At 35.5% G+C, this 12225-nt stretch carries 12 protein-coding genes; 10 read left to right on the top strand and 2 right to left on the bottom strand.

Annotated elements, in window-relative coordinates:
* Positions 1-503 precede the first annotated feature (503 nt).
* Positions 504-1505, bottom strand: a complete 1002-nt coding sequence (locus CO726_RS24505) for a hypothetical protein (RefSeq protein WP_016123816.1) — start codon at positions 1503-1505, stop codon at positions 504-506.
* Between the two features lie 443 nt (positions 1506-1948).
* On the opposite strand from CO726_RS24505, the gene CO726_RS24500 reads away from it, so the two are divergent.
* Positions 1949-3115 carry an AimR family lysis-lysogeny pheromone receptor gene (locus tag CO726_RS24500; protein WP_099685960.1) on the top strand — a complete coding sequence of 389 codons (1167 nt, stop codon included), beginning with the start codon at positions 1949-1951 and terminating at the stop codon, positions 3113-3115.
* A 469-nt stretch (positions 3116-3584) separates the two neighbouring features.
* Here CO726_RS24500 and CO726_RS24495 read toward each other — a convergent pair whose 3' ends face one another.
* Positions 3585-4220 carry a helix-turn-helix domain-containing protein gene (locus tag CO726_RS24495; RefSeq protein WP_000185547.1) on the bottom strand — a complete coding sequence of 212 codons (636 nt, stop codon included), beginning with the start codon at positions 4218-4220 and terminating at the stop codon, positions 3585-3587.
* Between the two features lie 123 nt (positions 4221-4343).
* On the opposite strand from CO726_RS24495, the gene CO726_RS24490 reads away from it, so the two are divergent.
* The 9 genes from CO726_RS24490 (at position 4344) to CO726_RS24445 (ending at position 12224) form a co-directional block, all read left to right on the top strand.
* Positions 4344-4580, top strand: a complete 237-nt coding sequence (locus CO726_RS24490) for a helix-turn-helix domain-containing protein (protein WP_000881199.1) — start codon at positions 4344-4346, stop codon at positions 4578-4580.
* A gap of 165 nt (positions 4581-4745) precedes the next feature.
* Positions 4746-7307, top strand: coding sequence for a SpaA isopeptide-forming pilin-related protein (locus CO726_RS24485; RefSeq protein WP_000243349.1), 2562 nt, complete (start codon positions 4746-4748; stop codon positions 7305-7307).
* Between the two features lie 34 nt (positions 7308-7341).
* Entirely contained in the window at positions 7342-7527 is a 186-nt protein-coding gene (locus CO726_RS24475; protein WP_000334852.1) for a hypothetical protein, read from the top strand.
* A 77-nt stretch (positions 7528-7604) separates the two neighbouring features.
* Entirely contained in the window at positions 7605-7787 is a 183-nt protein-coding gene (locus tag CO726_RS24470) for a hypothetical protein (protein ID WP_000802605.1), read from the top strand.
* A gap of 59 nt (positions 7788-7846) precedes the next feature.
* Positions 7847-8086, top strand: a complete 240-nt coding sequence (locus CO726_RS24465; RefSeq protein WP_000517907.1) for a hypothetical protein — start codon at positions 7847-7849, stop codon at positions 8084-8086.
* Positions 8087-8118: 32 nt separating this feature from the next.
* Positions 8119-10899: an ATP-binding protein gene (locus tag CO726_RS24460; RefSeq protein WP_000951348.1), complete on the top strand. Its 2781-nt coding sequence runs from the start codon at positions 8119-8121 to the stop codon at positions 10897-10899.
* Positions 10900-10904: 5 nt separating this feature from the next.
* On the top strand, positions 10905-11747 hold the full coding sequence (locus CO726_RS24455; RefSeq protein WP_099685959.1) for a replication-relaxation family protein: 843 nt from the start codon (positions 10905-10907) through the stop codon (positions 11745-11747).
* A gap of 4 nt (positions 11748-11751) precedes the next feature.
* Positions 11752-11967 (top strand): hypothetical protein, encoded by a 216-nt coding sequence (locus CO726_RS24450; protein WP_000488222.1) that lies wholly within the window; start codon positions 11752-11754, stop codon positions 11965-11967.
* A gap of 2 nt (positions 11968-11969) precedes the next feature.
* Positions 11970-12224 (top strand): hypothetical protein, encoded by a 255-nt coding sequence (locus tag CO726_RS24445; RefSeq protein WP_099685958.1) that lies wholly within the window; start codon positions 11970-11972, stop codon positions 12222-12224.
* Position 12225: the final 1 nt, after the last annotated feature.

Below are 12225 nucleotides of genomic sequence, written 5' to 3'. Positions count from 1 at the left end.
TGATATGTAGGAAAATAAACGAATAAAGCTACTCATAAATAGTGTGTTTGTTCGGAAATATGTTGAGTAACTAAAATATTGTAGATTTGCATATTAAGAGAAAATGAGGATTTTATTTTCGTATATAGATCAATTTAGGAATGATATGTAGAAGTTTATAAAAAAAGAAACTCCCAATATAGGATACTTTTTATTACTAAATCTTGTTTTAAAAAAAATTAAAACAATTAAATACATTAGGATTTATTTTTGCCCAATAAGCCTTACTCTCACAAGGGATTAGAAAATTTTTCTTATTTAATTACTAATTTAAAAGCAGGTTCAATTCGGGTTTAAATTCATAGTGGATTTGTTGTGAAAAACGTCCTTAATTTATAAAAATATAATAGATTGATAATATGTTTAATCTATTAAAATAAAGAATGGCATGACAAAAAGCCTTGTTAGGGGGGATTTTTTTGAACAAGGCTATAAAACAATTATTTTTTTGTGAAAAATACGATTTAAGCGTTTGGATCGAGCATCTTTTTGAATAAATCAAACGGGATTTTACTCTTATTTGATTTTCTCAATCCTATATTTCTTATGTTTTCTTTCGCTTGTTGCTGTCTACGCTTCCTATTTGCAGTTAACTGTTTTGTATAGATTGTTATGAAATGTGCAGGCGTACTTTCTTGTGATTTGTTTATCTCAAAAAACTGTACACAATCCTCAAAAGTCTTTCGTGCTTCCCAATCTACGTCTGGCGGCATACGCAATGCGATTGTATAAGCATCTTTTTCAGTAATATTTGTATCTTTACTTATGATATACATATAAAGTTTCTTTTGATCTTTACTCATAAACTCATCCATTTCGCGGAATCGTAGTTCTAACTTTTCACCCAAATCAGGGGCATTTATTGGCTGTTTTTCTTCTACTTCTTCATTTGAAGGAGCAACAGAATCTAATATGTCTATTCCCTGGCATGTAGGCACAGTTGGTTTTTCGGCTTGTTCTGTAGATTGCTCCTGTTTTTTACTTAGTTTTTTAGATAGAAACTTTGTAAATGTAGAAAACATATCAATTGAAAACGCCCATTTTTGCTTAAAGTATTCAATGATTTTTAAATAATTGGTATTGAGGCTTAATATGTAAATAGATGGTGCCTTCTTACCATGACGTCTTGTTTTGATTTGATGGCATACTTGAAGGTCCTCTAACCAATTCAGGATAAAGTTGATAATTGGTACAGAGATACCCGATTTTTTACTGATTTGATCTTGTCGCATTTGAGAGAAGCCTTCTTGTACGAGGTAAGATAAAACAACTTCCAACGCCTGATAGCGGCGTGGTGTTTGTACGAAGTATTCTTTAGTGGTTTTACCTTCACAATCGAACAGAATAATATCAATATTTTTAATTACTTTTTGTACTGTTTTATTGATAGCACCTCGTGGAACATGAACCAGGTGTGGACTTAATTCTCGTTTTGCTGTACTTAGCAAAAAGTTATTTAGTAGCATAAAAAAACCTCCTATTTTTCCCACCTAAAATAAACAGAAAAATGCTGGAAAAACAGAGGTTCTATATTCACATTACATATACAATATGGTATAATTTCAGTATCAAGTATGATACTAAAAAAAATCATATAAATTTTTTATGTGAATGAACCCTGTTAGGGAGCTTTTATCTGGTGTCGTCGCCAAACTTCAGCCAGATAAAAGCTCGAGGTGGGTTTATTTTTTTTTTGTTGTTATATTTGTATTGTAAAACGTTCCTCGTAAAATATCAATAAAAGATGAATAAAACCTATTCGAAATTCCAATAAAAATTTTCAGAATTTTCTGTATTTAATTTTTCAACTGAATTGACAAAGATTCGTAATATTCTAAAATAAAAAACATGAAGATATGTTAAAATTTTGTAAAGGGCTAATAGGGTTTAGTGAGGAGGAATTGTCACTATGAACGAGATCATTACAAAAGAATTTACAATGAAACATCTTATGGATGAAATATCGCAAAAAATAAACGAAAAATATACATTACGTAAAATAGCTAAATTATCGGGAGTAAGTAGAGAGAAAATAACTAGGGCAATTGAGTGTAAAAATAAATATGAAATGAAATTAGACAGCTTTTTAAAATTGGTTAGTATTTTATATGACAATTTAGAAGTAAGGCGTCAAAAAATTAATACCTTTATACTCTTAGTGAAAAGCCCTTTGAACATTAGGAAAGCCTTGTGTTATTCGCATGTTTCTGGTGATTATGAGATTATAGATGGATTAATAAAAAAACATATTAATACCGATAGTGTGAGTCAGTACCTATTAATTTATGATTTATTTAATCGAAGAAATAAAAATGAAATTAAAGGGCAAAAAATAGTTGATGAAATTAAAACTTTAAAACTTTCTTCTAACGCAGAGTGTCAAGCGTTAGCAAATTTGCTTTATACTGTGGCTATGTATGATGAGGATGAATCAAATGCGGTTGCTCCCTTTGCAAAAGACGCAGAAAAATTTATAAAAGACATTAAACAGACATATATAAAAGATCATTTATATATGCAATATAGAGAACGGCTTGCTTATATATATTTGTTGAGTGACAAAATTGATAAATGTAGAGAAGTCTGTGAATCGATCATAAAATCAGACTTAGAAATTCCGATGATTAAGGCTGTTGCAAAAGGGTGTTTAGGAGAGAGTTACATATATGAGGACCCTTTGAGGGCAGAAATGCACATGGAATCAGCTTTGGAGCTTCTTGATAATATCCATGTCCCTAGAAAGTCTCAAAAATATTTTGCTTTTAAAACAACATTGGCACATCTGTATATCGAAAATAATTTTAATCTTCATAAGATTGATTTTGATTATATTCATATTGGTGAACGCGCTCATTATGAATGTTTACATGGAGATCGAGAAAAAGGACTTGCAATGTATAAAATTTTGGAACAAAATGGATTTAGTGCACATCAATTATATTCTTATTCAAAAGTAGTTGGAGACATACAAGGTTTAAAAGAGGCATTAATATCTTTTGAAAGATCTGGAAACTTGTTTTATGCTAGAGGTGTGAAACAAGCGCTATTGAAAAGCGAGGTGAATTTAGTTGACTAAATATTTAATGTGCATGTTACTTATCTTAGGGATTTCAGTAACTTCTTTACATGACGAACCTGTTCAAAAGTTTGCTAAGGTTCAAGATAATCCCTCTTTAACTACATCTTATATGATGGTAGACCCTGGGACTGGTTGAGTTTAAATTTAAAAAACTGAATTTTGAAATGATTAGACGCTACTTATTGTAGCGTCTTTCGTACTTTTTAGGGGGTGGTGCGATTTTTGATTCTGTAAAAAAAATACACCACCTTGACGCTGATTCTTAAATTATAAGAAAAGGACGTGGCATTGTCATGGAATTAAATATTCATTGGTTAGAGCAAAATGTTAAGAATAATTGTTGTACAACTGATGTATACACTATTTTCAACCTATATATGGATTTAATCCAAATATGTAAACAAGAAAGTACAAGGGAAAATATAGAAAAGACAGGATAATTTAAACATAATTATTTTAACTAAACTTATTTGATCTTTTTTTGAGATTTAAATTCATTCATATAGGCGATCAATTTTTTCTCTAATTCAGCTCTATGCTCATCTGGAACACTTATGTATGTTTCAAATAAATTTTTAGATAAGCGCGAAATGAGCTTTAATGTATCTTCATCCCTAACGGCCGCTTCTGGATTCAATAAATCATTTATACTTACTTTATAGTAAGAAGCTATATTATTGAGCGTGGAAATATCAGGTTCTCTAAACCCATTTTCCCAGCCAGCATAGGTACTATAGGGAGTATTTAATTCTTCGGCGATTTTTTTGCGACTTAGTCCCTTTAATGATCTTAGTCTTTTTAAGTTTTCTTCAAGTGGTTTTAGTATATCTTTTTTTTCTAGATTTTTTATCATATCTAGTTTTTGATTTTGTATCTCTATAGAATCTGATGAAATTATTTGTGTATTAACTAATTCATCAATAAGAAGGTCATAGTAAATAGAAAACTTTTTTAAAGATAGCAAATCGGGTTCCCTTAAATCATTTTCCCAATTGTTATAAGCATAATAAGAGATATTAATTTTGGAAGCTAGCTCTTTTTGAGTTAGCTTTTGTGAGTTTCTGAGATGTTTAAGGTTTTGTCCTAGAAATGTATTGGTCATAATTAAACTCCTTTGCATGGATTTTAAAACAAAATTGCGTTTTTGAATAAAAATTATTCGTTTTGTGTTGACTTTCGGCTTTAAGCCGAATACAATGTAATTAAGGGAAGGGAGGGTGAAAAAATGCTAGCGTCACATGAAAACAAAACCGTTGTACGAGAATATAGGGAATCCAAAGGTTTAAGTATTAAGGAAGTTTCCAAAGGCGCTAAAATTCCGATCGGCACATTATATGATGTTGAAATTGGAAGAAGGAGTCTGAAAGACAATAAAGCTAAAAAAATAGCTGATTTCCTTGAAGTTCCGATCGAGAAACTTTTCAGACCAACATATTATCGTGCAATACCCATCACAGAATGAATAAAAATCATGTTATTGATTACATCTATCTAAGTGTATTGTAAATGAAATTCGGCTAAAAGACGAAATAATTATGACTAAAGTATATTGTTCTATATTTAGAAAATTAAAATTCTAAATATTCTGTCCTTTGAAAACTGAATAATCCTAAAGGAGCTGTAAAAAATGGTTTTGAAACGATCGCATCAAACACTACTACTCTTTACGAGTGTACTTTTATTCGTTATGAGCTTCTTGATTCCACTGAATCAAGCCAGTGCGGAGGTAATCAATCGAGAAAGGTATCAGATGGATTGGGCCTATAGTCCGCAGTATGGAAAAGATGTTCGTACAGAGCTTCTAAAGAACGCGAGTGGTCAAATTGCGTATTGTCTGGTATACGGTTTAAAATCCCCAAATGGAGAGGATTTACCCGAAGCGGGCAAAACAGATGATGTATCCTATCGTGTTTTAATGAATGGATACCCACAGAAAACACCAGAAAGTTTAGGTGTTTCTAATTGGCAAGAAGCCCATTACGCGACACAATTAGCTCTTTGGAATGCACTGGGCCAGATTTCTGTTGATGAATTACAGTTCAAGAATGCGGCTGTTGAAAAAGCGGCAAAGAACATTATTCATGCGGCAAATCAAAGCCAGGATACACAAGATGTCTGGATGAATGTCATCCCAACGGATAAACAAGAAGCACAATTAAACGGTGAATATTTTGAAACAACAACATACAGCGTTCAAACAAATGCAAAAAAAGGTACATTCCACGTAGAAATGAACAATGCACCACAAGGCACACGTATTGTGACAGAACAAGGTGAAGTAAAAGAAACGTTCCAACTAGGAGAAAAGTTCCGTATTCAAGTACCAAAATCCTCTAAGAGTAGTGAACTATCTCTAAAAGTCGTTTCAAATCTAACAAATATTCATGCAGTTGTGTATAAAGGAACAAGTACGATTCAAGATGCAACTGTATTATTAGAGCGTAGTACAGAACAAGTAAGCACAGAGTTACAAGTATTCTGGAAAGCAAATGGTGCCTTAAAAGTCATGAAAGTGGATGAAAACAAAAAGCCGCTACAAGGCGCAGTATTTGAAATCGCAAACAGTAATCAACAAGTTATGGGAACGATTACAGCTGATAAAAACGGTATCGCTGAAATGGGTAACTTAGAACTTGGCACATACACTGTAAAAGAAGTGAAAGCACCTGTTGGATATGTGTTAGACGCTACACCAAAGCCTTTTGAAGTAAAAACAGGTGAAGTTGCTGTTGTAGAAATGAAAAATGTACAAATCAAAGGAAATATTGAAATTAAAAAGATCAGTGACACAGGCAAGATTCTCCCAGGCGTTGAATTTACAGTATTTACGCCAGAAGGAAAGACAGTCACAAAAGTAACAACAGATCAAGAAGGGATTGCGAAAGTACATTCTCTTCCGTTTGGAAAGTATTACTTCCAGGAAACGAAAGGATTAGAAGGTTACTTATTAAATCAAACAAAGTATCCATTTGAAGTAAAAGAGCATAATCAAACACTTACGTTTGAAGTGAAAAACGATCAAGTAAAAGGAAATGTACAGCTCTTAAAAGTAGATGAAGACGGAAAAACGAAATTAGAAGGTGCTGTTTTTATCCTAGCTGATGAAAAAGGTAAGAAGATCAGTGAGCATAAGACAGACAAAAACGGGTTAATCAAAATTGATAATATCCCATTCGGAAAGTACCAATTCATTGAAAAGACATCACCAGCGGGCTATGTACTGGTAAAAGAGCCGATTCCGTTTAGCATCACTGAAAACGGGAAAACAATTGAGCTGGTTGCAAAGAATACGAAGATTAGAGGATCAATTGAAATTACAAAAGTAGACGTAGCCGATGGAAACAACAAGTTACCAGGTGCAGAGTTTACGATCTATAACGAGCAAGGCCAGGAAGTCGTGAAAGGGAAAACGAACGAACAAGGCGTTGCGAAGTTCGATAAACTACCAGCAGGAAAGTACACATACAAAGAAACACTTGCACCACAAGGTTATGTGTCACATGAAGAAACATTCTCTTTTGAAATTAAAACGGATGGTGAAGTGATTAAACACACCGTAAAAAACAAAAAGATTGAAGGTAGCTTAGAAATTACAAAAGTAGACGTAGCCGATGGAAACAACAAGTTACCAGGAGCAGAGTTTACAATCTATAACGAGCAAGGCCAGGAAGTTGTAAAAGGAAAAACAAACGAAGAAGGCATTGCAAAGTTTGAGAAATTACCAGCTGGTAAATACACATATAAAGAGACATTCGCACCAGAGGGATATGTAATCAATGAAGAAACATTCTCCTTTGAAATTAAAACAGATGGTGAGATTATCAAACATGTTGTAGCAAATCAGAAAAAAGAAGTTCCACCAACACCAGAAACGCCACAACCAGAACAACCAAAACCACAACCAGAGCAACCGGAACAACCACAGCCAGAACAACCAAAACCACAACCAGAGAAGCCACAAACACCACAGGTCATTGAAAAACCTGTACCAACACCAGAGAAACCACAACACATTGTAAAACAACCACAACCGATGAAAGAACAACCTAAGAAAGTAGAAAGCCATTTACCAACAACAGGCGGCAAAGCTGAAAATCCATATTGGAAATGGATTGGCGTTACATTTGTCGTTCTTGGAAGCATCCTAGCTGTTTACGCATTTAGAAAACGTAAGAATCAAGAAGTGTAAAACACTCTCAACTGATAAGGGAGGGCGGGATCAAATGTGCATATTTGATGTACATTATCAAATCAATGATAGGAAATATACGAAATCATATTTACTTGCATTGGTGGAAGATGGGTTTCAGTTGCGAAAAAATATCCAACATGTTCTATTCAAAGAGCACCAACAAGAAATTACGATCCTTTCTACAGATTTAGAGGAATTAGATTTAGTAGCTTCATAATGAATGAAACCTCTTAGATGTACAGAATATTTCTATTTAGCGATATAGAATGATAAAACAATACAGGAGGATTTCTTATGAAACCAATCAAGCATATGCGAAGTAAACGCGGGTTTTACATTGGGCGAGTTCCACATACAACTCATACACCTTCAACAAATAAGCGTACAGAAGAATGGACGGGAAGAATGGGAAAAAGCATGATTTTCTCTTCTCTCCTAGTCACACTAGACCCTTACAAAAAAGCGCGTAAATCATAGTGTTCATGGGGGGACATTCTTTCACTGAATATCCTCCCAACTTAAAAGGAGGAAGCAAGATGGGAAAACAAGCGTATCGAAATCGTCAAGAATGCTGGGAAACGTTCTGGAAAGAACAAGTAACGGTAAATGGTGAATTAGATATCGAACAAGTAAAGCAAGAACTCTTCAACTATAAAACACTCTTAGATCAAATTAATCAACCTCAAAACAGGAACATGCAACCTCAAATTCTGATTCAACTAGCCGCAGAAGAACGAACACAAAAGCATCATGAAAAACTAGTAGCCCTTGCATAAGGCCATTTCAAGGATAGAAAGGAAGTGAAGAAGTGGCGCACAGCAAGCTCGACAAAGAAATTGAAAACTTCATAGAAAAGAACTGGAAAATGCTTTTAGGTGTAGGAGCTGTCGCATTTGTCTGGTTTTCTAAAGAAAAAATCCTTACAGAATTAATGAAGCTGGTGCCAACTGTAGTCGGTGTGTTTCGTGGGATCGCTTTATTGATCCTGTTAGGAATTATCATACGGATTGTCTTACATGGCATCTATTTATATCTAGAAAAGAAGCGGTATCGATACGTATTATTCATTCCGCACATAGATGATGAAGTCACACCAGATAAGCTAGGGCAAATGATTCGGCATGTACATGGTTCGGGTCGAAAGCCTTTAGAACGTCTGTTGAAAGGGCGCGATTGGTACCGTATGACGATGTATCGTCCAGAGGGAGAAAATGAGCGTGTTCGCTTTTATGTAGGTGGTCCAGAAGATAAAATCAAACAGGTTGTGCAAGCGATACAAAGCGCCTATACCCACAGTGAAATTTATACCGTCCCAAAGAAAGAAATGCCATTTCCAACAAGAAAAGCGGTAGGGGGACGGATGGTATTAAAAAGAAAGCGGCTAGATGCCACATTATCACTAGCACGCTATACACGTGATGTATTACCGATGTTAGGAAGTGCAATGGAAGAAAAGACATGGGTTGATATTGCTTTTACACCAGATAACGGGTATCAGCTGACAAAAGGGATTCGAAAAGCAGAAAAGGCCATTCGAAAGAAGAAAAAGCATGGGTTAGATGCCTTTGAAAAGGAAGAAATTCGCGCATTGAATAAACGTTTTGCAAAAAATGAAGTGGCATTTCAAGTATCTGTTTCATTTGCAAGTGACTATTATCCTGGTGTACCTGTTATTAAGAATTTAGGGCATATGGTAGCAAGTATTATGGCCGATGTGAATGAGCTGAGATACAGAAGGTTTAGACGCAGTATGCCAGCTGTACCACATCCCGTATATGGAAAAATGATATGGACGGGATCAGAACTATTAAACTTGTTCCATCTTCCTAACGTAACAGGGGATAAAAACAGTAAGACAGAGCGACACATTTTGTATCTAGATAAAGGTGAAAACATGATACCAAATGATTTATTGGCCGAAGGCATTTCAATTGGTCATGTGATGCATCCCTATATTAAGGACCGATTAGTAAAAATTCGAGAAGATTTCTTCAAGAATCATGGCTACATTACGGGGAAAGTTGGGTCTGGTAAAAGTACCATTGCCATGAGGTTGATGCAAAGTGTCATTGATAAATGGCTAGAAAATCCGAATGAAGCGGGCGGATTGTCCTTATTTGATCCGACAGAAGATTTGGCATATGTAGCAATGAATCGACTGTTAAAAGCGGAAAAGGACGGGAAACAGGTGGATTGGAGCAAGGTTCACTTTATCCGTTTTCGAAACACCGATCATCCGCCAGCTTTGAATTTGTTTCATCGTTTTCCAAATGAAGATATCCAAACAGTGGTTGAATCCATTATGGAAATGATTAAGTTAATGATTCAAGGGCAAGCCCAACAAACAGAACGATTACTAAGGGCGATTATTGGAACGTTGCTTTGTGATAAGAGTCAAATTCATACGATTTTAAGTATCCCACTATTCATAAGTGATGAACTGTTTCGAGCAAATGTAATCGCCAATTTACAAGGGCCAGAACAAAAATATTACTCTCATTTTTGGAAATATGAAGTAGGAAGCGCATTAGAAGACAGCACACAAGCGATTTTAAACCGATTAGATATCTTCCGTAATACGTTGTATTTAAAGCGTATGTATGGGCAAACAGGCTTTTCCTTAGAAATTCGGAAGTGGATGGATGAAGGCCACCTTATCTTTTACGATTTAGCGGGCATGGGAAAAGAAGATACATTGCTTACAGTCGGTTACATTTGTAACCAATATCACCGTATCGCCCAACAGCGGCCGCATGGTTCCAAACTACATTTAGGCGTAATAGATGAAGCCCATGACGTGCCAGTACCTGTTCTTCCGAAAATTATTGCGAAGGATCGGAAGCATGGATTTGGATTATGGGTGATTACCCAGCAAGTTTCGGGACAGTTAGACAGAGAGCTAACAGACATGTTAACAGAAGCGGGCGGAAATTACTTTGTATGTAGGCAAGGTCATAATTCCGCGAAAACGTTAGAGGGTATTATGCAAAAGCAATTCCGTACAGAGTATTTGCAAAACCTTCCTAACTTAGTTGTAGCCATACAAACACAAGATTATATCAGAGGTGAAGCAAAAAATGTGTGGTGTACCATACGTGTTCCACCATTAGACCGCTATTTACCAAATGGAAAAGCGGCCAATTACAAAAACGAAAAAGAAATTCATGCATCAAATGAATGGACCAGAGCAAAGATTCATTCTTTAGAGCAACAAAATGGGAAAGCAGGATTAGAAATTGACAAGGAAATTGATGAGTTCCTATATGGAAAAGGCAAGTATCAACAAGCCGAAAAAGTCAATTTAACAAAAGAAGAACCTGTTGTGACATCGGGGTTTGATGAGTTAGAAAAGAAATTATCTTCTAATGAAGAGGTGAAAGAACCTGTTTTAGAAACAGAGCCTGTCGAACCCGCACACCAAGCGCAAATTATCCCATTCCGAAAACAAGCTACGACAACAATAGAAGTAAAGAAAGAAGATAAGCCAGTAAAAGAGCCTGTTACAACAATCGAAATAGAAAATGTAGAAATAAAAGAGGATACACCGCAAGAAGAAGTGAGCATTTTCGATAGTTGGGAAAAGGAGTAAGGGGCATGGGAAACATTTTATTTCAAATTGCAGATGAACAACTACTCATGAGCTTGCATACACACATCTACTTGGATATTGAGTACATTCATCAAAAAGTGTATGTGGATTATACAAAAAAATCTGTTACAAATCGTTTGTATAAGCTAGAGCAAGCGGGCTATATCCGTTACGAGTATTTACCTGTTACATCATCGAGAAATCAGAAACGAAAAGTTGCGAAACCTCAACGCATTTATACCTTAACGCCAAAAGGAGTTGAAATGGTTTGTGGATTTCGAGGGGAAGTGCATTGGAAAAATAGTTGGTCCAAACGTTCGGCATCCTTTGTATATCACAGTTTAATGTTAGCGAAAATTGAATGTGCCATGACACTAATATCGAAGCAAGAAGAAAGATTGGAACTAAAGGAATGGATCAACGAACCGCGGGCCACATTTCAATATGCAAAAGGAAAAAGTCGTGTCATACGCCCAGATGGAATTGCGGTGATTGGGTTAAAAGAAGAGATCGATAAAAACATTGGTGTATTTATGGAAATGGAACGTTCTTACGGATCAAAAGAAGTATTAGAAAAAAAGATTATCCGTTATAACGATTTTATGGCACAAGAAGGAAAAGCGGCAGAGTATCGGATGCATATTGGTATGGGTTATGAAATATTACAATGGCGCCTGGTATTTATCGCGGGTAGTGAAAGTAGAGAAAAAGAATTGATTCGCTATTTAAAAGGGGTAAGTAGTCCAGAAATACCAGTGTTTATCACACTGTTTCAAGATATATTGCAGGACCCATTCGGTAACATTTATCGCAATATTCAGAATCCTGATAAGAAAGTGAGGCTGTAAAAATGTGTTTCGGTTTATTTTATCGATAAGCGCCAGTATTTTTCTGTTAGTTGTCTTTTCAGATTGGTTATTTGAAAGAGTACCAGGATCAAGAGAAGCCTGGGAAGCGGTAAAAAGTAAAGTGGTGGAAATTTACTATACGCAAGGATGGGAAGGTGTCTTGCTTTTCTTCCTGGTCGTAGTGGGGATATGGAAGATGGTAGATCATAAGGGGGGATAAATATGGATATATTGGAAGGCTTAGAGTTTGTAAGGGCGTTTCGGGCTACAGATGGAGCGTCCTTTGAAGTGGGGAGAGATGAAGACAAACGGTATGTGGTTCATGCTCGATTTCCCTATATCACAGGCAGTCAAACGAAACTCAACAATTTTATCAATTATGCAAGAAATGAAATACAAGATGAATCAACCGCGGTTGGTATGGCTTCATTCGCTTGTGATTGCTACGAACGATCTTTACGCCAGTACAGAAATTGAA

Origin of the sequence: Bacillus fungorum (assembly GCF_002746455.1) — a bacterium.
Lineage (GTDB): Bacteria > Bacillota > Bacilli > Bacillales > Bacillaceae_G > Bacillus_A > Bacillus_A fungorum.
Note: the sequence above shows the minus strand (reverse complement) of the source record. Positions and strands in the feature narration are given on the sequence as shown.